The organism is Ignavibacteriota bacterium (assembly GCA_016707525.1).
Classification (GTDB): Bacteria; Bacteroidota; Ignavibacteria; order UBA10030; family UBA6906; genus JAGDMK01.
This window is the reverse complement of the sequence record JADJHP010000007.1, coordinates 197,699-219,610: the sequence shown is the minus strand read 5'-3', so window position 1 is coordinate 219,610 and position 21,912 is coordinate 197,699. Positions and strand designations below refer to the sequence as shown.

The following is a 21,912-nucleotide window of genomic DNA, read 5'->3' as shown; positions in this document are numbered from 1 at the left end:
TACTTGTGCTTCATCCCAAAGGCAGGCTCACCGTGAACGTCGACCCCACGCCTGTCTCACTCGTCACGGTGATGGTTCCCCGGTGCAGGTCAACGATCCACTTCGCGATCGAAAGCCCCAGTCCTGTGCCGCCGAGCTCGCGGGAACGGGCTTTGTCCACCCGGTAGAACCTGTCGAAGATCTTCCCCAGATCCTCCTGCGGGATGCCGATGCCGGTATCGCGCACGCTGAACACCGCCGTGCCGTTCTTCCGCTCCATCGCAAGGATCACGGAGCCGCCTTCGGGTGTGTACTTGATGGCGTTGTCGATCAGGTTCAGGAAGAGCTGGTGCAGGCGTACCCGGTCGCCCACGATCGACATCGATGAAATGGACTCGAGCGAGACCGTGATCTTCTTCCACTGTGCAAGGATCGTGCTGTCCTCGTACAGCTCCTCGACCAGGTCCTTCAGGTCCACTTCCGAGAAATTGGGTTGAGACAGCCCCTGTTCCGCTTTTGCGAGCGTCAGCAGGTTGTCGATGATCGTCGTGAGTCGGAGGATCTCTTCCAGCGCGCTCTCGAGCACGCGCCGGTACTCTTCCGGGGTCTTCTTGCTGCGCAGGGCGAGTTCGATCTCGCCGCGCACCACGGTGAGCGGCGTACGGAGTTCGTGGGAAGCGTCGGCGGAGAACTGGCGGACCTGGGCGAAGGAGCCGTGGAGGCGGCCGATCATATCGTTGATCGTGACGGTCAGGCGCCCGATCTCATCGTCGCCGGTGCGGATCGGAATGACCTGGTCCAGGTTCTCGGCGGTGATGCGGCGTGCGGCGGTGGCGACCTCGTCCACCGGCTGGAGCGCTTTCTTGGCGAGGGCGAGGCCGCCGAACACGGAAATGGCCACGGCGCCCGGGATCAGGATCAGGAAGATCGAGAACAGGTTGTCCAGAAGGTCACGGAGATCACCGATCGGATAGCCGACAGTGTACGTGAAGTTCCGGTCGCGTGTTGCCGCCACCCGCACCGGTTCGCCGTTCAGGTACACGGTGGTGAGCATGATGTTGCTCGGCTGCAGCGTATCGGGCACCGCGAGGCTGTCGGTGCCGAGGCTGTACGAGCGGTGGAGGATCCTTCCGCGGGCATCGCTGAACTGGAAGTAGGTCTTCTTCGTGTTCTGGAGACTGTGCCGGAAGATCTGGTTCCAGATCTCGTCGGATTCCGCGGCGAGGCTGTCCTCGCCCGTGGGGGCGATCGGCCCCGGCTTGCGGGTCCGCGGGTTCAGGATCATGTCGATGGAGCGCTTCCCCGGCTTGATCTTGCTCGCCTGGGGCTGGATGAAATCGCGCATCCACCGTGCCTCCGCGCGGAGGGAGTGGTCAAGATTCTCGGAGAGCGTCTCGCCTGTCACGTAGTACGCGAGGACGCCGAAGACGATGAGTGTGGACAGGAGGAGGAGCGTGTACCACAGGGTGAGCCGGGTGCGGACCGAACGGAAGATGAATGCCATCGGTTCAGTCCTCTTTCATGACGTACCCCACACCGCGGACGGTGTGGATGAGCTTCTTTTCGAATCCGGTGTCCACCTTGTTCCGGAGGTGGTTGATGTAAACGTCGATCAGGTTCGTGCCGGTGTCGAAGTGGTAATCCCAGATATGCTCGGCGATGATCGTGCGGCTCAGCACGCGGTCCTTGTTGCGGAGGAAGAACTCGAGCAGGGAATATTCCTTCGCGGTGAGTTCGATGCTGCGGTCGCCGCGGCGTGCCTTGTGCGAGACGGTGTCGAGGACCAGGTCGGCAAGAGCGAGGACCGTGGTCTTCTCCTGCGTTCCGCGGCGCAGCAGCGAGCGGAGGCGGGCGAGGAGTTCGGCGAATGCGAACGGCTTGGTGAGGTAGTCGTCCGCCCCGCTGTCGAGCCCGGCAACCTTGTCCTCGGTGGAGGTCTTGGCGGTCAGCATGAGGATGGGGGTGGACTTGTGTTTCGCGCGCAGCTCGCGCGTCACTTCCACGCCGTCCTTGCCGGGGAGCATCACGTCCAGCACGATCGCATCATACGACTGCGACTCAGCCATGGCGAGTCCGTTGAGGCCGTCGTGGGCCACATCCACGGCATAGTGCTCTTCTTCCAGTCCTTGCTGGATGAATCGCGCCACTTTCTTCTCATCTTCCACCACCAGAATGCGCATGCGAAAAGTTAGCGGTTTTTTGCGCGATTTGCAAAGGTCGGGGCCCTGGGGCATGTTGCTATACTCTGCCCTTCTGCGTATATTTTCCGTATTCCCATGACTTTGAGCTCCCATATGCGTCCTGTCCTTTTCATCCTTCTCTCCGGCCTGCTCCTGTTCACCGGCTGCGTGCAGACCATCGCCGTTTCCACTGTCGGGAACATCGTCAATGACGGGTTCTCGGCCATCACCTCCGATGCGGACATGGATTTTGCCGGGCAGGCCCTTCCCGGCAACATCAAGCTGCTCGAAGTGATGTTGAAGAGCGACCCCAACAACACGACCCTGCTCACCCTGTGCAGTCAGGGGTACAGCAGTTATGCGCTGGGGTATCTCGAGGATTCGTTGCAGGATCGTGCGCGTGAGTTCTATCTCCGCGGGAGGGACTACGGGATCCGCATCCTCCGCCAGGACAAAGATGTGGCGAAGGCGCTGGACGGGACGATCGATGACCTGAGGGCGGTCCTCGCGAAGAAGGACAAGGATCTTGTTCCCGGCGCCTTCTGGGCGGCCTTCGGATGGGGGAGCTACATCTATCTCAGTCTGAACAACCCTGACGCCATCGGAGACCTTCCGCGCGCCGAAGCGCTGATGGAGTTCGTGGTCCGCCACGACAGCACCTACTATTATGGTGGTGCGCATGTGTTCCTCGGCACGCTGTATGGAAGCCGTCCGAAGATGCTCGGCGGCAATGTGGACCTCGCCCGGAAGCATTTTGATGCCGCGCTGCGCATCAATGGCGGGAAGTTCCTGATGACGTATGTGTACCTTGCCCGCTCGGTCGCGGTCCAGACTCTCGATGAGACGTTGTTCGACGAGAGCCTGGCGAAGGTCGAGCAAACCTCCATTGATATCCTCCCTGAGTTCCGGCTCGCCAACGCATTTGCCAAGAAGAAGGCACGGCTCCTGATGGACCGTCGTGCTGATCTGTTCTGATGAGAAAGGAAGATCGAGTGAAGAATTTTCTGAAGATCATGGCCGTCGTGTGTCTGGCCATCATTGCTGCCATCCCGGTGTCCGCACAGCAGTACACCATCAAGTTCGCCACGCTGGCCACGGACGGCACGACGTGGTTGAACGTCATGCGGGAATACGATGCCGCGGTCCGGAAGGAAAGCGGCGGGCGCCTGGGATTCAAGCTGTATGCCGGCGGCGTGCAGGGCGAGGACAAGGACGTCATGCGCAAGATCCGTCTCGGCCAGCTCCACAGCGCCGGCATCACCGGTGTGGGGGTGGGCGAGATCTCGTCGAAGCTGCGCATCCACGATGCGCCGTTCCTGTTCGAGAACCCGGCGGAAGTGGACTTCTTCCTCAAGACCTTCGAGCAGGAACTGAACGCGGAGTTCGCGAAGAATGATTTTGTGAACCTGGGCTGGGCCGAGGTCGGGTTCGTGTACGTGCTCACCAACAAGCCGGTCCGCTCCGTTGCCGATATGAACGGCGTGAAGATGTGGGCATGGGAAGGCGATCCGATCGCCGCGGCCGCGTTCCAGTCGCTGGGCGTCAGCCCCATTCCGCTGTCGGTGACCGATGTGCTCACGTCGCTGCAGACCGGACTGATCAATGGTGCGTACACGGCGCCGCTGGCTGCCGTGGCGTTGCAATGGAACACGCGTGTGAAGTACATGCTGAACGTGCCGCTGGCGGATGCCTCGGGTGCGGTCGTGGTGTCCAAGAAGAAGTTCGACACGCTGCCGCCGGACCTTCAGGAGATCCTTCTGAGGAACGGCCGGAAGTACATGGGCGAGCTCACGCGCAAGAGCCGCGATGAGAATGCCGCCGCGATCCAGACGATGCGGAAGAACGGCGTCACCATCCTGGAGGTGGCCGACCCGAACATGTTGAAGGAATTCGCCGCGACCGGCAAGAAGGCGCGGCAGTCGCTCGTTGGAAAATTGTTCGACCAGGATTTCCTGAACCGCGTCGAGAAGGCCATCGCCGATTTCCGTGCAACGCAGCGGGGTAAAAAGTAATGAGATATGTCCTCGCCGTTGACCGTGGGCTGGCAAAGGCCGAGACGGTCCTGCTGGTGATCTTCCTCGGCACCATGGTCCTGCTCGCCTTCGCGCAGGTCGTATTGCGGAACGTGTTCGGCACCGGATTGGTCTGGGGCGATACGATCGTCCGCCATATGGTCCTCTGGGCCGGTTTCGTCGGCGGCGCCCTGGCGGCGTTCGAGGGGCGGCACATCAGCATCGATGCGCTCACCAAGTTCCTCTCTCCAGGCGTCAAGCATGCGTCGGCGGCGATCACGCATCTCTTCGGGACCATCGTCTGCTATTACCTTGCGGTGGCATCGTGGACGTTCCTGACGGCGGAGATGGAAGCGGGTGGCGAGTTCGTGCTCGGGCTTCCGGGTTGGACGGCGATGGCCATCATCCCTGCCGGGTATGTGATGATCATGCTCCACTTCGCATTGAAGGTGGTTGAGCACGGTTGGTGGACCGTTCACCCGCCGGCAGAAAGGGGTGCCTGACCATGGGTACCTGGCTGATCGCTGCTGGCTTCGCCATTCTTGCGCTCTTCGGGGCGCCGCTGTTCACCATCATCGGTGCAACGGCGATGCTTGCCTTCACCGCGCAGGAGATCGATGCTTCCGCGGTGATCGTGGAATTGTACCGCATCGGCAGCAACCCCACGCTCGTTGCCATTCCTCTCTTCACCTTCGCCGGCTATATGCTGGCGGAGAGCAAGGCGCCCACGCGCCTTGTGAATCTCTCCCGTGCACTGTTCGGCTGGATCCCCGGCGGACTCGGTGTTGTTGCGCTCATCACGTGCGCGGTGTTCACGGCGTTCACCGGCGCCTCCGGCGTGACCATCGTTGCGCTGGGCGGGCTCCTGTATCCGATCCTCACCAATGAGCGGTATGGCGAGCGGTTCTCGCTCGGACTCGTCACCACCTCCGGAAGCCTGGGGCTGTTGTTCCCGCCGAGCCTCCCGCTGATCCTGTATGCCGTGATCGCGAAGATCAGTGTGGATCAGCTCTTCGCGGCCGGTATCATTCCGGGTCTCATTCTGGTGGTCGCACTGGGGGCCTACAGCATCCGGCAGGGAATCGTCCAACGCGTGCCGCGGACCCCGTTCTCCTGGCGCGAGGTGTTCATTGCGCTGAGGGCCACCGCCTGGGAGGTCCCGCTTCCGGTCCTTGTCATCGGCGGCATCTACTCCGGCCTGTTCACGGCCACGGAAGCCGCTGCCGTGACCGCGTTCTACGTGCTTGTCGTGGAAGTGTTCGTGTACAGAGACATCAAGCTCTTCTCGGACGTGCCGCGCGTCATGCGCGAGAGCATGCTGCTGGTCGGCGCGATCCTGATGATCATCGGCACCGCCATGGGGCTGACGAATTATCTGGTGGACGAAGAAGTGCCGATGCAGCTCTTCGAATACACCAAGACCTTCATCAGCAGTCCGGTGCTGTTCCTTATCGTCCTGAATATGTTCCTCATCGTGGTCGGCATGATGATGGATATCTTCTCGGCCATCATCGTGGTGGTGCCGCTGGTCGTCCCGATCGCCAGCGCGTACGGGATCAATCCGGTCCATCTCGGGATCATCTTCCTGGCGAACCTGGAGATCGGGTACCTGACGCCGCCGGTCGGCCTGAACCTGTTCATTTCGAGCCTCCGGTTCCACACACCGGTCTTCACGGTGGTGCGGTCGGTGATACCGTTCACGATCATCCTTCTTCTGGCCCTGCTCCTCATCACGTACGTGCCGGAGCTCAGTCTGTTCCTGGTACAGGCACTCGGCGTGCGATGATCTTTTCTTCTTGACATCGCCCGCCAGACTCGTATATTGTATTCAGACATCATCATGAAGAACAACGTCCATAACGCCACGCTCCAGCGGCCGGAGGCGCGCTCCCAGCGCCTCCCCGGCGTTGTTCGTTCCATGATCAATATCCGAATTACCGCGCTTTCCCTGCCCCTGGGCGCTCCGTCGATTCATAGCATCGGCTGACAGCGGCACCAGAGGACGGCAGCGCACACCCTCCACACGATATTCCTGTAACGGTCACTGCACGGTTCGCCTCTGGTGAGCAGCGGGCGGTTGTGTTCTGTCACGACAACAGCAGCATCATCACCATGGAGGAGTTGCGATGATCAGCATCTATGATACCACGCTTCGGGATGGGACCCAGCGCGAAGGGATCTCATTGTCCTGTGACGACAAGATCCGCATCGCGCAGCGGCTCGACGACCTGGGTGTGGCCTTCATTGAAGGCGGATGGCCCGGCTCGAACCCGAAGGACGTGGAATTCTTTCAGCGTGCAGCCACGATGAAGTGGAAACATGCCGCCATCGCATCGTTCGGCTCCACCTGCCGTGTGGGCGGCGACCCCGCCACGGACCCGAACGTGATCGCACTCCTCGACGCCGGAACGCCGGTCTGCACTGTAGTGGGCAAGACCTCCATGCTCCATGTGCGCGAAGTGCTCCGCACCGAACCGGAAGAGAACCTGCGTATCATCGAACAGAGCGTCGCGTATCTTGCTTCCCGGGGACGGCGGGTCTTCTACGACGCGGAACATTTCTTCGACGGCTACAAGGAAGACGCGGACTATGCCCTCCGCACGGTGAAGGCGGCGTTCGCGGGCGGCGCGGAGGTGGTGATCCTGTGCGACACCAACGGCGGCAGCCTGCCGTGGGACATCGAGGCCGTGGTCCGCACCGTGCGTGCGCAGGTGAGCGGCGAGCTGGGCATCCATTGCCACAACGACGGTGAATGTGCCGTGAGCAACTCGCTCGCCGCGGTGCGCGCCGGTGCAACGCAGGTGCAGGGAACGATCAACGGGTATGGCGAACGGTGCGGCAACGCGAACCTCGTCTCCGTGATGGCAGACCTCGAACTCAAGCTGGGCGAGCGGTGCCTACCCGAAGGAAAGCTCGCGCAGCTCACGGACATCTCGCACTTCGTGGCGGAGATCGCGAACCTCGCGCCGGACGAGCATCTGCCGTTCGTCGGGAAATCCGCCTTCGCCCATAAAGGCGGTATCCATGTTGCGGCGATGCGCCGCACGACGAAGTCGTACCAGCATTGCGACCCCGAGGTGGTGGGGAACCAGATGCGCATCGTCGTCTCCGAGCTCTCCGGCCGCGGCAACGTGGTGGCGAAGGCCGAGGAGCACGGACTGGAAGGGCACAAGGAAGCGGCGATCTCCAACGTGCTGTCCGAGATCAAGGAACTCGAATCGCGCGGCTTCTCGTTCGAATCCGCCGAAGCGTCCGTGGCGATGATGCTGAAGCGCCAGAACCCCGCATATGTCCCGCTCTTTGAACTTGTGGACCATGTCGCGAACGTCGAGCACCGTGAAGGGCGCGGAACGTTCGCCGAGGCGACGGTGAAGATCCGCGTCAAGGGCGAGCTCGCGCATACAGCCGCGGAGGGGAACGGGCCGGTGAACGCCCTCGACCGTGCGTTGCGCAAGGCCCTGGCGCCGCACTATCCGGCGATCGAGCGGTTCCACCTCGCGGACTACAAGGTACGTATCCTGGACAGCCACAACGGCACCGAAGCGATCACGCGCGTGCTCATCGACATGCAGGACGGCGTGAACCGCTGGAGCACCGTGGGGGCGAGCGCGAACATCATCGAAGCGAGCTGGCGTGCGCTCGTGGACAGCGTGGAATACGGGCTGCTTGTGGTCGCGCCGAAGGCGGAAGGCCAATGACCACCGCCGGCGGGGTGCATGCGCGGGGGCTCTCCATGAATGATACATTGAAGATCCACGACGCGACGATCGGGGAGGGTGAGAAGGTGCCGGGGTGTGCGATGAACCCGGAGGAGAAGCTGCGCATCGCGCGGCAGATCGAACGGCTGTGTGTGAGCACCATCGATGCGGGTGAGCCCATGGCATCGGGGGAAGATTTTGAGGCGGTCCGCCTTATCGCGGGGACGATCGGGCAGTGCGGTGTGAGTGCGCGCTGCCGGCCCATCCGGGCGCACGTCGACCGTGCGTGGGAGGCGTTGCAGGGCGCGCGCATGCCGCGGCTCTGTGTGATCGTGGATGCGTGCGGAGGACTCCCGCAGGAGGAGAAGGACCGGGCGCTCGCCAGCGTGCAGGAAGGCGTCAGTGCTGCCACCGACCACTGTGCCGATGTGTCGGTCCACTTCACGCAGGCGACATCATTCTCTCCGGAGGAACTGCTGCAGTACGTCTATCGTGCCGTCGGTGCCGGTGCCACGACCATCGTGCTTGCCGACGGCGAGGGGTATGCGCTGCCCGAGAACTTCGGGGCCATGTTCCGTGCCGTGCGTGAACGGCTCTCCGGTGCCGAGGATGTCGTCCTTGGAGCCCTCTGTCGCAACGACCTCGGCCTTGCGGTGGCGAACAGCCTCAGTGCGGTCCGTTCGGGCGCACGCGAGATCGTCTGCAGCATGCATGGGGTCGGGGAACGGGCAGGGATCGCGCCGCTCGAAGAGGTCGCCCTTGCAGCCTGGGTCAATCCGGGGTACTGGGGATGCACCACCGATCTCCATACGGAAGAACTCGCTGCCGCCAGTCGCCTGGTGGGGCGCATGACCGGCATGCCCGTGCCGCGCATGAAGCCGATCGTCGGGGCCGGCGTGTTCCATGCGTCCGGCCAGACGGGGAGCGCGGCGCATGGCTCGACGCGCCGCCTCACCCCCGGACTCGTGGGCATGATAGAAGAGCATACGGTGCTTGGCACGGAGAGCGATGCTGCTGCGTTGCAGGCACGCTATGCGGAGCTGGGTTGCACGCTCACCGCGGACGATCTTGCGCGCGTGTTCCCGCTCTTCAAGCAGCTTGCGGAGCAGAAGCACGAAGTGCTGGACGAGGACCTGTTCGCGCTGTTTGGCGGCGGCGGGGATGACACGGAGAACCAGTTCCACCTGGAGATGCTGCAGGTGCACAGCGGCACACGGTTGCGCCCCGAGGCCACGGTGGAGATCCGTCGGGGGAGTGAGCGGTTCCGGGAAACCGCGACAGGCGACGGCCCGGTGGATGCTGCCTATCGTGCGATCGGGAAGGCGACGGGGATCAGCGGGGAGTTGACCGAATATCTGACGAAAGCGGTGAGTGGTGGTGGCGACGCGCTTGTGGAGGTGTTCGTGCGTGTGCGCATCGACGGCGACGAGTTCCATGGCCGGGGCGTGAGCACCGATGTCATCGAGAGTTCAGCGAGGGGGTATCTGGAGACGTTGAACAGGGCGTTGAGGGCGCGGCGTACGAAGAGTTGAAGCGGAGGAGGAAGGAAGGAAGTCACAGAGTCTACAGAGAGCTCAACTGCGTTCTTCCCTCCTCCTTTCTTACTGTCCCACCCGGATCTGCTGCTCGATGCTCTTCTCGCTGGTGGTGAGCCGGATCGTGTAGGCGCCCGGATCGAGAGGGATGCCGTCGAGCGAGACGGAGTAGGTACCCCCGTCCTGCACCGCGCGGACGAGCATGGATTGCAGCGTATCGGGGATCCCCTCGCGGCGGCGGATGATGTCCACTGCCACCCGTGTACGTTCCGGGATCGAATACTGCACCAGCGTCGGCCGTCCCGTGGAATGCTCGATCGTGACGCCGAGCGTCACGGGTTTGGGTGGGGTCGGAGGGAGCGGTGCGAGTGCCGGCCCCATGACCTGCTCCGTGACGCTGCAAATGACCGGGGACGGGGCGCTTTCGTTGTGAGAGCGGTCGAATGCCGTGACGGCGTAATAGTACCGCGACTTCCCATCGGAGTGGGTCGAGTCAACAAGGGAGTGCGTCCCGGGGCGTGTGATCGCGATCCGCGACTCCGGGAGATGCATCGGGATCTGTGCGTTCGTCCAACGGTACACATTGTAGTACGCCGCCGTATCGCCATCGTCGGCAGGCGGGGGCATCGTCCAACGCAGGCGGTAGATCCCCGGTGAGGGCTCCTCGACGGCCAGGTCCGTGACCGGCATCGGCGGGACGGGATCCTTCCATGGCATCGCCGGGATGTTGGCCGGCATCCGGTAGCGGTTCGTGCGCGCACCGGGCTCGATCATATTCTCCCAGCGGAAGAACACCTGTCCGTGCAGCTCCGACGACCGCACGGTGTCGATGTATGCGCCGAGGTCCTTCTGGATCTCCGGACGGTAGGCAGCGATGCCGGGATACACGTGGCGCCCGCCGGTCAATCCTTTCCAGTCCTTCACCACACGGTGAAATGGCGGTTCGCGGTTCCACGGTTCATTCATCCAGTAGATCTGCGGCGACACATAGTCGTGGATCCCTTCCTTGAGCCACCCATAGGAATCCTGGAACACCCAGTAGTAGCTTCCGCGGCGGTCGCCGTTGGCATCGCTGCGGTACACGCCGAGGGGCGAGGAACCGACGCGTAGCCGTGGCTTCGCTGCCGTCGCCTGCTTGTACGCATCCCGCACGAACGCGGTGATGTTCGCGCGGCGCCAATCGTTGAGTGCCATGCCCTTGCCATACCGCGCATAGGTCTCCGCGTCGTCGAACCGATGGCCGGGGTAGCGGATGAAATCGAAATTGAGGCCGTCGATATCGTAGGAACGCACGAGGTCCATCACGACGTTGAGAAGATACGTGCGCACTTCGGGGCGTCCGGGGTCGAGCCAGATCTCGCCGGCATCCTCCACGCACCATGCAGCCAGTGCGCGTGATGGGTGGCGGGGAGTGCTTTCGCCGACCGGGTTGGGGCCGCGGATCTTGAAGACGTTGACCCAGGCGTGGACGTCCATGCCTTCGGCATGGGCCACGGCGAGGAGCATCGCGAGTGGATCCCATCCGGGGTCTTTACCGATCGTGCCTGTCAGGCGATCGGCCCACGGCTCGAATTTTGAACGGAAGTAGGTATCGCCGCGGGGGCGCACCTGGAAGAAGATCGTGTTGAACCCCATCTCTTTGGCGGTGAGCACGATGGTGCGGAGCGACTGCTGTTGCTGGCGCCGGTCGGTGGAGTGGGGCCAGTCCAGCCCTGCGGCCGTGGTCACCCAGATCGCGCGCAGTTCGGTCTTCGGGGGGGCGATGGGACGGGAATTGGATGCGGAGAATGCGCCCGCGGGGAGGACGGCCAGGAGGATCAGGACAGCGGTATGTCGGAAAAGCACCATGCGGGCGGTATCACGTTCGTGTCAGGTTCAATGTGCACATCGTGTGCAACGAGCCGACTACGTTGCCCCGAGGCGCTGATCCTCGGTAGAAATTCGGAGCCTTGGCTTGGCCCGGAGGTATGCCCCTCGGGTAGAAATTCGAAGCTTTGCAGTTTGGCCCCGGAGGTATGCCCCTCCAGCGGACACTCGGATCTTGTGGAAACCGCACCGGGGCTACCAAACATCCAGCCGGACCCGACGCGAGTCTCCGCTGGAGGGGCATACCTCCGGGGCCTCCACCGGTGTACCAAACAGGTGACAATGTACGATAATTCCCCATGAAATCGTCATGCAAAAATACCGCCCTTTCGCTATATTAAAGGACTTCTATGGCCCGTGATCATTCCATGTTTGTGTGCCAGGCATGCGCATACGAGTCCGCCCGGTGGGTAGGACGTTGCCCCAACTGCAGTGCCTGGAATTCCCTCGTTGAGGAGACGCGCGTCGCATCTCCGGCCCGTGGCAAAACGGAACGCCGGAAGGGTGCCGCGACCGCGGCCGTCCCCATCGGCGATATCCCCGTTGCTCCGGAACCCCGTATCCGCACGCACATCCCTGAATTGGACCGTGTGCTCGGCGGTGGGATCGTGCCTGGCTCCGTGGTGCTGATCGGCGGCGATCCCGGCATCGGGAAATCGACGCTCATGATGCAGCTCGCGGCCACGGTCAAGAATGTGACCACCCTCTATATTACGGGTGAGGAATCCGCTTCCCAGATCCGCCTGCGTGCCGAACGCCTCGATCCGAAGCCATCGGATCGCGTGCTGCTGCTCGCCGAGACCGATCTGCAGCTCATCGCTGCGGCCATCGATGACACGCCGGCGGACCTCATCATTGTGGATTCCGTGCAGACCATGTACCACCCGCAGCTCGAGAGCGCGCCGGGCACGGTGAGCCAGGTCCGCGAAGCCACGACACTCTTCATGCGTCACGCGAAAGCGAAGAACGTCCCGGTCTTCCTTGTCGGCCATGTCACCAAGGAGGGCGTCATCGCCGGACCGAAGGTCGTGGAACACATGGTGGATGCGGTGGTGATGTTCGAGGGCGAGAGGCATTATTCCTACCGCATCATCCGCGCGATCAAGAACCGCTTCGGCTCGACGAACGAGATCGGTATCTTCGAGATGCACGACACCGGATTGCGCGAGGTGGAGAACCCGTCGGCGGTGTTCCTTGCCGAGCGCCGCACGGATGCATCGGGATCCGCCGTGGTGGCTGCCATGGAAGGGACGCGGCCGCTCCTGGTGGAGGTGCAGGCGCTGGTGGCGCCGACGAGCTACGGCGTGCCGCAACGCACGGCGACAGGGTTCGACAGCAAACGTCTGCAGATGATCCTTGCCGTGCTCGAGAAGCGCGCCGGGCTCAGGCTCGGGCAGTACGATGTGTTCGTGAACGTTGCCGGCGGTGTGCGTATCGATGAGCCGGCGGCGGACCTCGGCATGGCCGTTGCCATTGCTTCGAGCCTGCGCGACACACCCGTGCGTGCCGATGCCGCGATCATCGGCGAGATCGGACTGGGCGGGGAGATCCGCTCGATCCATCAGATGGAGAAGCGGCTCGCGGAAGCGCGCAAGATGGGATTCGCACGGTGCATCGTGCCGTGCCGGAACATACAGAAAGGTCGGACGTCGCCGCCGGGCATCACGCTCGTGGAGGTCGATACGATCACTGCTGCGCTCGAAGCGCTGCTCGGGAGCGGCAAATGAACCGCACCCTGATCCTTCCCCGTGCCATCATGACCATGGATGCGCGGAATACCGTCGTTCAGGGTGGCGCCATCGCCGTGGAAAACGATGCGATCGCCCGGGTGCTGACGCCGGAGGATCTGCGGGGGGTGCAACGCGAGGACTGGCATGTGGTGGATGCGCCGGGGCTCGTAGCGATCCCCGGGTTCATCCAGACGCACATCCATCTCTGCCAGACGCTCTTCCGGGGGCTTGCGGAAGACCTGGAGTTGCTGGACTGGCTGCAGGGACGCATCTTCCCGTTCGAAGCGGCGCATTCGCCGTCGTCCATGTATGCCTCCGCGCGCATCGGCCTCGCCGAGCTCATCCGTTCGGGTACGACCACCATCATGGACATGGGGAGCGTGCATCACGAGGAGGATGTGGTGCGTGCGGTGTCGGAATCCGGTATCCGCGCCTTCCTCGGGAAGGCGCTCATGGATGTCAATGAGATGTATCCGCTCCTCAAGGAAGACACCGATGCGGCCATCACCTCGGCGCACCGGCAGGCGGAGCAATGGCACGGGAGCGCCAACGGGCGCATCCGGTACGCCGTGGCACCGCGGTTCATCCTGTCGTGCAGCGACGCGCTGCTGAAGGAAGCCCATGCGATGACGCGTGCATTCCCGGGGATGCTCTTTCATACGCACGCCTCCGAGAACCGTCACGAACGGGAAGCCGTGCGGAAGCGGTGCGGCATGGACAACGTTGAGTATTTCGATCTCCTCGGCATCCTGAACCACGTCACCTGTCTCGCGCATTGCATCTGGCTGAACGATCATGAAGTGGACCTCATGGCGCAGGCGCAGGCGAAGGTCCTGCACTGCCCGTCGTCCAATATGAAACTCGGATCGGGCATCGCCGACATTCCGAGGTACCTGGAGCGTGGCATCCCGGTCTCCCTCGGCGCCGATGGTGCGCCGTGCAACAACACCCTGGATATGTTCCAGGAGATGCGGCTTGCGGCGCTCATCCAGAAGCCGGTGCACGGGCCGACCGCCATGCGGGCGCTGGACGTCCTCCGGCTTGCCACGATGGGCGGAGCCGCGGCGCTCGGCATCGCCACCGAGGCCGGCAGCATCGAGCCGGGAAAGAAGGCAGACATCGTCCTGCTGGATCTGACGAAATACTGGAACGCACCGCAAACCCTCGATGCGGAGTCCATCGCCGGGAACATCGTCCATACCGGCAACCCGGACAATGTGTCCGCGGTGATGGTGGATGGTGTGTGGCTGTACCGCGAGGGCATGCATCGCACACTGGATCTTCCGCGGACGGTTGAAGCCGCGCGCACCGAACTTGCCTCCCTTCTCACCAGGATACAGACCTCATGAAGCAGTTGCTCCTTGCATCCAACAACGCAGACAAGGCGACGGAATTCCGCTCTGCCTTTGCGGAACTGTCGATCACGCTGAAGACGCTCAAGGACTTTCCGCAGTTCCCGCCGACCGAGGAGGATGCTCCGACGCTCGAAGGGAATGCCATCAAGAAAGCCATGGAGGCATGGGAGCGGACGAAGCTGCCGTCGCTGGCCGACGATACCGGGCTCGAAGTGTTCTATCTCGATGGTCGTCCGGGTGTGTATTCGTCCCGGTTCGCGGGCGAAGGCGCCACGTATGCCGACAATTGCAGGAAGCTCATCGCGGAGATGAAGGGTGTTGCCCCGCGCCGCCGTAAGGCGCAATTCCGCTGCGTGCTCGCATTCGTCCCCGATGGGAAGACGGTCCACTGCGTGGAAGGTGTCTGTCCCGGCGTCATCACGGAAGCCCCCTCCGGTGGTGGCGGATTCGGGTACGATCCGATCTTCCTGCCCGACGGGTACACGCAGACCTTTGCCGAGATGAGCGTGGCGATGAAGAACACCCTCAGTCATCGCGGCAAGGCGATCATGGCGATGAAGAAGAAGCTGGCCGAGGTTGCCTGGTGAAACGTACCGTGATCTATTCGCCCGGCGCGAACGTCTGGCGTGTCCACCCCGCAGTGAACGGCAGGCTCGTCGGCGAGCTGCGCGACACCGAGAACCGCCGGGTTGCGTTCTTTGCCCTTGCATTCCCGGAAGGGACAATGCTCTGGGAGGGGCTCACGGTGGACGAGCAGTGGTGGACCGGCATCGAGCGGGTCGAAGGCGACCTGTTGTTCATTCATGGGTTCGTCTCGCCGGACATGCCCATGCACCGCGGGATCACGGTCGTGGACATACCGACCGGCAAGCAGCTCTGGTCGCAGCCGCTCTGGACCCTTGACGTTGTGCGTGGCCGGACACTCCGCGTGCTGACGGATGGGAAAGAGTACGACCCGAACATTCTCGTCGACGCGCGCACGGGCGAAGAGATCTTCGGCGAGCCCGAGCAAACCAATGACAGTGGAGCGGAGTGGTGGACGGGCGTGACGTATCCCGAGCCGGTGACCGTTGAGCGGTGTGGCGCGCATCCGCAGGGTGCGCTCGTGCTCAAGGAATGGAACTCCGGTGAGATCGTTGGCCCTGTCGAAATGATGGACCTTCCCGAATTCTTCGTTGCCGCCACCGCTGTCCAGCGCAAGCTCCTCGGCATCTCCCGGCTCGAGCACGTGCTCGCCGTGGTGGAGAAGAAGAAGGGGAAGATCGTGCACGACGTGGTGCTCGCACGCGAAGCCAAAGGCGCCGTGATGGAGACGTGTTTCGTGCAGAAGGGCACCCTCGTGTACGTGCAGGAAAAGAAGAAGCTCTGTCTGTACAGATTGTAGGGAAGCACGCGAAGGGGACGGGGAGGCGGAGAGCTGTCGTCCGTTCGGATGGCACACTGGTGGGAAGATCCTGTTCGTTCGGTTGGCATACAGATGAGGAGATGCTGTTCGATCGGATGGGATGCTGGTGGGGATGCTCCTCCCGCCCGCTGGGATGCAATGCTGGTGACAGACCCGGAGGTATGCTCCTCCAGCGGAAACTCGTGTCGGGAGCGGCTGGATGTGTGGGAGCCCCGGTGCAGTTTCCACAAGATCCGAGTTTCCGATGGAGGAGCATACCTCCGGGTCCATTCCGAGATCCAGAAGAGTCATCGGAGATCGATTTTCAGTTAGGGAGTCCACGCTATGCCAGTACAATCGGTCATCTTCGGCCTCGTCCTCGCCGGCGCCCTCACGCTCTTCGGCCGCAGCGCCCTCCGCCTGATCGGCTATCTCCGCATCGGCAAAGCCGAGAACCGCTTCGACCGCATCGGCGAACGCATCGGGATGGTCGTGAAGATCGCCTTCGGACAGTCCAAGCTCCTGCGCGAGCCCGTCGCCGGACTCCTGCACTTCATGATCTTCTGGGGGTTCGTCATCCTGCTCTCCGCGATCGTCGAGTCGGTGCTGGAAGGCCTCGCCCCCGGCGCGAGCTTCGCGTTCCTCGGGCCGCTCTATCCGCCGCTCGTGTTCCTGCAGGACCTCATCGGATGCCTCGTCGTGCTGGCGGTCGTCGTCTCCATCCTCCGCCGGCTCATCGCGCCGCCGAAGCGCCTGCAGGTGGAAGGGCATTCCAAATGGGACGCCATCCTGATCCTCGGGCTCATCCTCACCGTGATGGTCACGATGTTCGGGCAGAACGCTGCCCGCACCATCCTGCATCCTTCGTTCGCTGACGGCGCGCGGTTCATCTCCTCGCCGCTCGCCGCGATGTTCGCGGGTATGGATGCCGGCAGCGTGGCCGTGTGGTATGGCATCTTCTTCTGGGGGCACATGCTGGCGGTGCTCGGCTTCCTGAACTATCTGCCGTATTCGAAGCACCTGCACGTCCTCACCTCCGTGCCGAACGTGTACTTCACGAACCTGGAGCCGCGCGGGGCGCTGAAGCCCATCAACCTCGCCGATGAAACCGCCACGAAGTTCGGCGCCACGGATGTGGATGACCTGAGCTGGAAGCAGCTCTTCAACGGCTATACCTGCACCGAATGCGGGCGCTGTACCGCATCATGCCCGGCCAACACCACGGGGAAGCTGCTGAATCCGCGGAAGATCTTCGTGGATATCCGTGCGCGCACAATGGAGAAGGCCCCGCTTGCCGGCATCGCGGCCGACACGGCAGAAGCAGATGTGCAGGAGGTGCTGGGGCATCAGTTGCTGGACAACTTCATCACCGAACAGGAACTCTGGGCGTGCACCACATGCATGGCATGCGTGCAGGAGTGCCCGGTGATGATCGAGCACGTGGATGCGATCGTGGATCTGCGCCGCGGGCTCGTGCTGAACGAATCGCGCTTCCCCGACGAACTGAAGGTCACGTTCTCGAACCTGGAACGGAACTTCACCCCGTGGAACTTCAGCCACTCCACGCGCGCGGATTGGGCGCAGGGGCTGGAGGTTCCGGTGATGGCGGATGTGCGGACGGCCGACGTCCTGTTCTGGGTGGGATGCGCGGGCTCCTACGACGCGCGGTACCAGAAGGTTTCCCGTGCGTTCGTGCAGCTCATGAAGATGGCCGGCGTGAACTTCGCCATCCTCGGGAACGAAGAGAAGTGCAACGGCGATCCGGCGCGGCGGATGGGGAACGAGTATCTTGCACAGACGCTGATGACCGACAACATCGCCACGCTCAACGGCTACGGCGTGAAGAAGATCGTGGTCACGTGTCCCCACTGTCTGCAGTCGCTCGGCAAGGAGTACCGCCAGTTCGGGGGCGAGTTCGAGGTCGTCCACCATGCCACCTTCCTCGAGCAGCTCGTGAAGGAAGGGAAGCTGAAGCTGCGCCAGAGTGCGCAGGGGACGGTCACCTTCCACGACCCGTGTTACCTCGGGCGCTATAACGGCGAGTATGATGCCCCGCGCGAGCTCATCGCCGCCGTCAACGGCGCTCAGCCTGCCGAGATGCGGCGGTCGCACGACAAGAGTTTCTGCTGCGGCGCGGGCGGCGGACGGATGTGGATGGAGGAGCGGGAAGGGAAGCGCGTGAACATCGAGCGCACGGAAGAAGCGCTCGAACTCAAACCCGATGTGATCGGTACCGGCTGTCCGTTCTGCATGACCATGCTGACGGACGGCATCAAAGAAAAGGGCGCAGCGGAACAGGTGGCGGTGAAGGATATCGCCGAACTCCTGCTGGAGGCTGTGGAGCCGCCCGCCCGGGCATGAGGAACAGGTGAAACACCCCGACTATCGAGAGATCGCCAAGCGGTTCCGCCATAACGATGCATGGTCGGATACGGTACCGCTGTCGTATGCCGACGAAAATGTGGACCTGTATTATCTGGAACACCGGTCGCGGCACGCATCGTACCTCATGGGACAGGAAGGCTATGTCTGTCCCGAGCATGGACTGGAGTTCCCCGCCGAGCCGACGATCGGCGAGCCGATCGACTGCCGTATCGAGGAGAACAGCGTGTTCCGCTTTCCGCTGCTGCGAGAACACAGCACGGGCCCGTTGCGGAAGCACGACCATGTGGTGATCCTGCTGCACGGGCTGAATGAACGGAGCTTCACCAAGTACATCCCGTGGGCATATCAGATCTGGACGAACGCGCAGATCCCCGTGGCGATGTTTCCGCTGCCCTTCCACATCAACCGGGTGCGCCGGGAGTGGGCGGAGGAGCAGCAGGATATCTACCGGCGGCGTCAGGAGATCCCGGGGAACGAGTTCGCGCACCGCTTCAACGCGGTGATCAGTGAGCGCCTCGGCGTCCACCCCGAACGGTTCATCTGGGGTGCGTTGCAGGCGTACTGGGACCTCATCGATCTCGTGGCGGAGATCCGTGCCGGGAGGCATCCGCACTTCACCGCGGATGCACGTGTGGATGTGCTTGGTTTCTCCGCGGGCGGATATGTGGCGCTCGCGCTGCTGCTGGAGAACCACAAGGGGTGGTTCGCGCAGAGCCGGGGAGTGATCTTCGCATCGTGCGCCGCGATCAGGGACGTGAACCTGTCGTCGATCCTGATCCTGGACCACGCCGCGGAAGTGGCGCTGATGAAGATGTACGTGAAGTACCGCGACAAGATGATGTCGGGCCGTTGCAAGCACTGGCTCGAGCATCACAGCGAAGCCTCCTGGTTCAACGCATTTCTTGGCCTCATGCCCAACCGGGCCCGTTTGGACGCGCGGTTGAAGGAGCTCGCGCCAAGGCTTCTGGCGATCGCGGGGACGGAAGATCAGGTGATGCCCGCGGGAGCGATGATGAATGCGTTACAGGGGATCCGGCGCGATACCGGCGTCCCGCTCCTTGAACTGCCGATCGGCATCCATGAGAACCCGTTCTCGTGTCCGGATTACGGACAGCGCGAACGGGCGATGATCACGGAGTTCCTGGATATCGAGCGGTATGGCAGTGCGTTCGATAGCTTTCTGGAGAAGGCCTGTGCCCATTACGGGGCGCGGCCGTGACCGTTCACGCGTGTGACATGTAATGATATGACGAAAGGCCATTCATGACCTATGTGACCTACATCGAGATCCTCGTCGGACTTGCGCTGCTTGCGTTCGGCAGGAAAGGACTCGGGTTGCTCCTCGGGGCGGTCGGGTTCTTTGCGGGACTCACGATTGCCACGCAACTGTTCGGGAACGCATCATCGACCGTGCTGATCATCGCAGCCCTCGTCGGCGGCGGTATCGGCGTGTTCATCGCGTTCTTCGTGCAGAAGGTCGCGGTGGTGGTCGCCGGCGTGTTTGGCGGTGCCTATACGGGATACGTGATCGCGATGCAGGCGGGATGGGGAGCCGAGACGTTTCCCTGGATCCCCATGGCGGTGGGCGCGGTGATCGGCGTGATCCTCGCCTTCTTCATCGTCAAGTGGGCGCTGATCCTGCTGTCGTCGATCTTCGGCGCCTATCTGGTCGTCCATGCCCTCCATGTGGGGGGCTTCCTGGAATCCATCATCTTCATCGCCCTGGTGATGGGCGGGATACTCTTCCAGGCGCGGTCGGGCAAACCCAAAGCCCAGCCGCAGCAATAGGTGTGACCGTGCATTGCGGCCGCGAGAAGCGGCCGGGTGGATCTCTCTTTTCGAAAGCAAGGTGATGGTATGATGCAGTCGTGGACCATACGGTTGATCATTGCAAATGTGGTGATCTTCATCCTGTCCTATGCCGCTCCCGGGATCCGGCAACAGTTCGCCATGGTGCCGGCGGAGATCCTGCAGTATCCCTGGACGCTCGTCACGTACATGTTCCTGCATGCCGACACCTTTCACCTCCTGTTCAATATGCTCGGACTCTTCTTCTTCGGACCACGGCTCGAAGCGGAGATGGGCGGACGCGACTTCCTTCTGTTGTACTTCATCGCGGGGATGGGCGGCGCGCTGCTCTCGTACATCACCCCGCATACACCCATCATCGGTGCTTCGGGCGGCGTGTACGGCGTCTTCCTCGCCTTCGCTCGCTTCTGGCCGCGTGAGCAGATCCTCATCTGGGGCATCATTCCCGTGGAGGCGCGCACGCTTGTGATCGTCATGACCGCCATGAGCGTCTGGGGAGGGTTCAGCGGCGGTGGGAATACGGCACACTGGGCGCATCTGGGCGGGTTCGTGGGTGGGTATCTGTATCTCGTCCTGCGCGACCGCAAGTCGCGGGCGCGCCGGTTGAAGTTCATCGTACCGCTCCCGTCCTTCGGGCAAACGGATGTGCAGCGGTGGCGGTCCATTGACCGCACGGGCATGCATGAGGTGAACCGTTCGGAATTCGACCGCATCATGGCGAAGATCGACACCGCCGGCATCGAACAGCTCACCCCGCAGGAACAGCAGTTCCTCGAACGGTTCAGCCGTCTATGACATCGCGCGAACGCGTCACTGCCGCCCTCCTGCGTCAGCCGGTGGACCGTGTGCCGGTCTTCATGTGGTTCCATCCCGACACGGCGGCCATTCTTGCGAAGCATCTGGGCATCGCCCCCCATCAGGTGGATGAAGCGATGGGGAACGACGTACGGCAGGTGTGGGTGGGGAACAACTATGCCATGGAGGGGATCGTCCATGAGCACGAAGGGGAGACCCACACGGATGCGTGGGGCATCACGTGGGTACGCGAAGGGCAGTTCAACCAGGTGCGGCACTCTCCGCTCGCACAGGCATCCGAAGAAGAGCTCGCTGCGTATACATTCCCGTATGGCGCGATCCCGCATCTGATGCAGCAGCTCGAGCGGATCCGTCCGTATGCCGGCACCAGCTTCATCGGGGCTGATGTCTCCCCCTGTCTCTTCGAACTTCTCTGCCGCGTCCGCGGCATGGAGCAGGCCATCGAGGACCTGGCACTGCAGCCGGAGGTCTCCGCCTCGCTGTTCGGGCGGGCAACGGAGTTCTCGCTCGCACTGACCGATGCAGCGTTCAGGACGTTGCCGCTGGATTGGCTCTGGACGGGCGACGATGTGGCCGGGCAGCAGTGCATGATGATGAACCCCCGCCAGTGGCGCTCGCTCATCAAACCCCACCTCGCCCGCATCGTTGCGGCCGGTGCAACCCGCAACGTGCCCGTTGCCTACCATTGCTGCGGGGCCATGCGCGACATCATCCCCGACCTCATCGAGATCGGCATCACCGTGCTCAACCCCATCCAGCACGGCTGCTCCGGCATGGATGCCGCCGCGCTCAAACGGGACTTTGGCGCGTCGTTGACTTTCATGGGCGGGCTCGACACCATCGGGCTCATCCCCCGCGGGAGCGCAGGCGACGTGTATGCCGCGACACGCGATCTCATCGAGGTCATGACCGCGGATGGCGGCGGGTTCATCCTTGCCGCGTCGCACACCATTCCGCCCGAAACTCCGGTGGCCAACATCTTTGCGATGTACGCCGCGGCCGGTATCACGGGCGAAGAGATCTTCGGCAATGCCGTCACTATCCGGTCGCGCCGCTGAGCGCTTCATTGCTCACAGTTCACCGCCAGGGGTTCTACCGCCGACCGTTCCATCGGTAGCAGTTGCGCCGTGACGGTCTCGCTGTGCCGGTGTCACCGCTGACGG

19 protein-coding genes are annotated in these 21,912 nt (G+C 62.9%); 16 read left to right on the top strand and 3 right to left on the bottom strand.

The features are described from left to right. Window positions 1-10: 10 nt before the first annotated feature. Both IPI01_12945 and IPI01_12940 read right to left on the bottom strand, forming a co-directional pair. A complete protein-coding gene (locus tag IPI01_12945; protein ID MBK7258681.1) occupies window positions 11-1,483 on the bottom strand; it encodes a HAMP domain-containing protein in 1,473 nt (490 codons plus the stop codon). A 4-nt stretch (window positions 1,484-1,487) separates the two neighbouring features. Beyond that, window positions 1,488-2,159, bottom strand: a complete 672-nt coding sequence (locus tag IPI01_12940; GenBank protein MBK7258680.1) for a response regulator transcription factor — start codon at window positions 2,157-2,159, stop codon at window positions 1,488-1,490. Window positions 2,160-2,273: 114 nt separating this feature from the next. Between IPI01_12940 and IPI01_12935 the strand changes: the two genes are divergently transcribed. From IPI01_12935 to IPI01_12905, 7 genes are all read left to right on the top strand, one after another. Further along, window positions 2,274-3,134 carry a hypothetical protein gene (locus IPI01_12935; GenBank protein MBK7258679.1) on the top strand — a complete coding sequence of 287 codons (861 nt, stop codon included), beginning with the start codon at window positions 2,274-2,276 and terminating at the stop codon, window positions 3,132-3,134. Between the two features lie 17 nt (window positions 3,135-3,151). Then, the gene (dctP, locus tag IPI01_12930; protein MBK7258678.1) at window positions 3,152-4,171 is read left to right on the top strand and encodes a TRAP transporter substrate-binding protein DctP; all 1,020 of its coding nucleotides are present in this window, start codon (window positions 3,152-3,154) and stop codon (window positions 4,169-4,171) included. After that, window positions 4,171-4,674, top strand: a complete 504-nt coding sequence (locus IPI01_12925) for a TRAP transporter small permease (protein MBK7258677.1) — start codon at window positions 4,171-4,173, stop codon at window positions 4,672-4,674. Before dctP ends, IPI01_12925 begins: the two co-directional genes overlap by 1 nt. Window positions 4,675-4,676: 2 nt before the next feature. After that, window positions 4,677-5,957, top strand: a complete 1,281-nt coding sequence (locus IPI01_12920) for a TRAP transporter large permease subunit (protein ID MBK7258676.1) — start codon at window positions 4,677-4,679, stop codon at window positions 5,955-5,957. 54 nt (window positions 5,958-6,011) lie between these two features. Next, window positions 6,012-6,158: a hypothetical protein gene (locus tag IPI01_12915; protein MBK7258675.1), complete on the top strand. Its 147-nt coding sequence runs from the start codon at window positions 6,012-6,014 to the stop codon at window positions 6,156-6,158. Between the two features lie 139 nt (window positions 6,159-6,297). Next, window positions 6,298-7,869, top strand: coding sequence for a citramalate synthase (locus IPI01_12910; GenBank protein ID MBK7258674.1), 1,572 nt, complete (start codon window positions 6,298-6,300; stop codon window positions 7,867-7,869). Beyond that, entirely contained in the window at window positions 7,866-9,401 is a 1,536-nt protein-coding gene (locus tag IPI01_12905) for a 2-isopropylmalate synthase (GenBank protein MBK7258673.1), read from the top strand. Before IPI01_12910 ends, IPI01_12905 begins: the two co-directional genes overlap by 4 nt. A 69-nt stretch (window positions 9,402-9,470) precedes the next feature. On the opposite strand, the gene IPI01_12900 is transcribed toward IPI01_12905, so the two are convergent. Continuing rightward, window positions 9,471-11,252, bottom strand: coding sequence for a family 10 glycosylhydrolase (locus tag IPI01_12900; protein ID MBK7258672.1), 1,782 nt, complete (start codon window positions 11,250-11,252; stop codon window positions 9,471-9,473). Window positions 11,253-11,620: 368 nt separating this feature from the next. Here IPI01_12900 and radA point away from each other — a divergent pair, with 368 nt between their 5' ends. The 9 genes from radA (at window position 11,621) to IPI01_12855 (ending at window position 21,807) form a co-directional block, all read left to right on the top strand. Next, a complete protein-coding gene (gene radA / locus IPI01_12895) occupies window positions 11,621-12,997 on the top strand; it encodes a DNA repair protein RadA (protein MBK7258671.1) in 1,377 nt (458 codons plus the stop codon). Then, window positions 12,994-14,349, top strand: coding sequence for a 5'-deoxyadenosine deaminase (locus IPI01_12890; GenBank protein MBK7258670.1), 1,356 nt, complete (start codon window positions 12,994-12,996; stop codon window positions 14,347-14,349). The genes radA and IPI01_12890 overlap by 4 nt, the downstream gene beginning before the upstream one ends. Beyond that, complete coding sequence (gene rdgB / locus IPI01_12885) at window positions 14,346-14,942, top strand: RdgB/HAM1 family non-canonical purine NTP pyrophosphatase (GenBank protein ID MBK7258669.1); 597 nt, start codon at window positions 14,346-14,348, stop codon at window positions 14,940-14,942. The genes IPI01_12890 and rdgB overlap by 4 nt, the downstream gene beginning before the upstream one ends. Then, the gene (locus IPI01_12880; GenBank protein ID MBK7258668.1) at window positions 14,939-15,739 is read left to right on the top strand and encodes a DUF4905 domain-containing protein; all 801 of its coding nucleotides are present in this window, start codon (window positions 14,939-14,941) and stop codon (window positions 15,737-15,739) included. Before rdgB ends, IPI01_12880 begins: the two co-directional genes overlap by 4 nt. Window positions 15,740-16,084: 345 nt before the next feature. Then, window positions 16,085-18,100, top strand: a complete 2,016-nt coding sequence (locus IPI01_12875; GenBank protein ID MBK7258667.1) for a (Fe-S)-binding protein — start codon at window positions 16,085-16,087, stop codon at window positions 18,098-18,100. A gap of 7 nt (window positions 18,101-18,107) precedes the next feature. Further along, window positions 18,108-19,343, top strand: a complete 1,236-nt coding sequence (locus tag IPI01_12870) for a hypothetical protein (GenBank protein ID MBK7258666.1) — start codon at window positions 18,108-18,110, stop codon at window positions 19,341-19,343. A gap of 44 nt (window positions 19,344-19,387) precedes the next feature. Next, a complete protein-coding gene (locus IPI01_12865; protein MBK7258665.1) occupies window positions 19,388-19,912 on the top strand; it encodes a hypothetical protein in 525 nt (174 codons plus the stop codon). 69 nt (window positions 19,913-19,981) lie between these two features. Further along, a complete protein-coding gene (locus IPI01_12860) occupies window positions 19,982-20,728 on the top strand; it encodes a rhomboid family intramembrane serine protease (protein ID MBK7258664.1) in 747 nt (248 codons plus the stop codon). Then, a complete protein-coding gene (locus IPI01_12855; GenBank protein ID MBK7258663.1) occupies window positions 20,725-21,807 on the top strand; it encodes a hypothetical protein in 1,083 nt (360 codons plus the stop codon). The genes IPI01_12860 and IPI01_12855 overlap by 4 nt, the downstream gene beginning before the upstream one ends. The last annotated feature ends 105 nt before the right edge of the window (window positions 21,808-21,912 follow it).

Bases quoted from the DNA above. Each gene is read 5' to 3' on its own strand.
- IPI01_12945 (MBK7258681.1), bottom strand. From the start codon at position 1,483: ATGGCATTCATCTTCCGTTCGGTCCGCACCCGGCTCACCCTGTGGTAC.
- IPI01_12940 (MBK7258680.1), bottom strand. From the start codon at position 2,159: ATGCGCATTCTGGTGGTGGAAGATGAGAAGAAAGTGGCGCGATTCATC.
- IPI01_12935 (MBK7258679.1), top strand. From the start codon at position 2,274: ATGCGTCCTGTCCTTTTCATCCTTCTCTCCGGCCTGCTCCTGTTCACC.
- IPI01_12925 (MBK7258677.1), top strand. From the start codon at position 4,171: ATGAGATATGTCCTCGCCGTTGACCGTGGGCTGGCAAAGGCCGAGACG.
- IPI01_12920 (MBK7258676.1), top strand. From the start codon at position 4,677: ATGGGTACCTGGCTGATCGCTGCTGGCTTCGCCATTCTTGCGCTCTTC.
- IPI01_12915 (MBK7258675.1), top strand. From the start codon at position 6,012: ATGAAGAACAACGTCCATAACGCCACGCTCCAGCGGCCGGAGGCGCGC.
- IPI01_12910 (MBK7258674.1), top strand. From the start codon at position 6,298: ATGATCAGCATCTATGATACCACGCTTCGGGATGGGACCCAGCGCGAA.
- IPI01_12905 (MBK7258673.1), top strand. From the start codon at position 7,866: ATGACCACCGCCGGCGGGGTGCATGCGCGGGGGCTCTCCATGAATGAT.
- IPI01_12900 (MBK7258672.1), bottom strand. From the start codon at position 11,252: ATGGTGCTTTTCCGACATACCGCTGTCCTGATCCTCCTGGCCGTCCTC.
- radA (MBK7258671.1), top strand. From the start codon at position 11,621: ATGGCCCGTGATCATTCCATGTTTGTGTGCCAGGCATGCGCATACGAG.
- IPI01_12890 (MBK7258670.1), top strand. From the start codon at position 12,994: ATGAACCGCACCCTGATCCTTCCCCGTGCCATCATGACCATGGATGCG.
- rdgB (MBK7258669.1), top strand. From the start codon at position 14,346: ATGAAGCAGTTGCTCCTTGCATCCAACAACGCAGACAAGGCGACGGAA.
- IPI01_12875 (MBK7258667.1), top strand. From the start codon at position 16,085: ATGCCAGTACAATCGGTCATCTTCGGCCTCGTCCTCGCCGGCGCCCTC.
- IPI01_12865 (MBK7258665.1), top strand. From the start codon at position 19,388: ATGACCTATGTGACCTACATCGAGATCCTCGTCGGACTTGCGCTGCTT.
- IPI01_12860 (MBK7258664.1), top strand. From the start codon at position 19,982: ATGATGCAGTCGTGGACCATACGGTTGATCATTGCAAATGTGGTGATC.
- IPI01_12855 (MBK7258663.1), top strand. From the start codon at position 20,725: ATGACATCGCGCGAACGCGTCACTGCCGCCCTCCTGCGTCAGCCGGTG.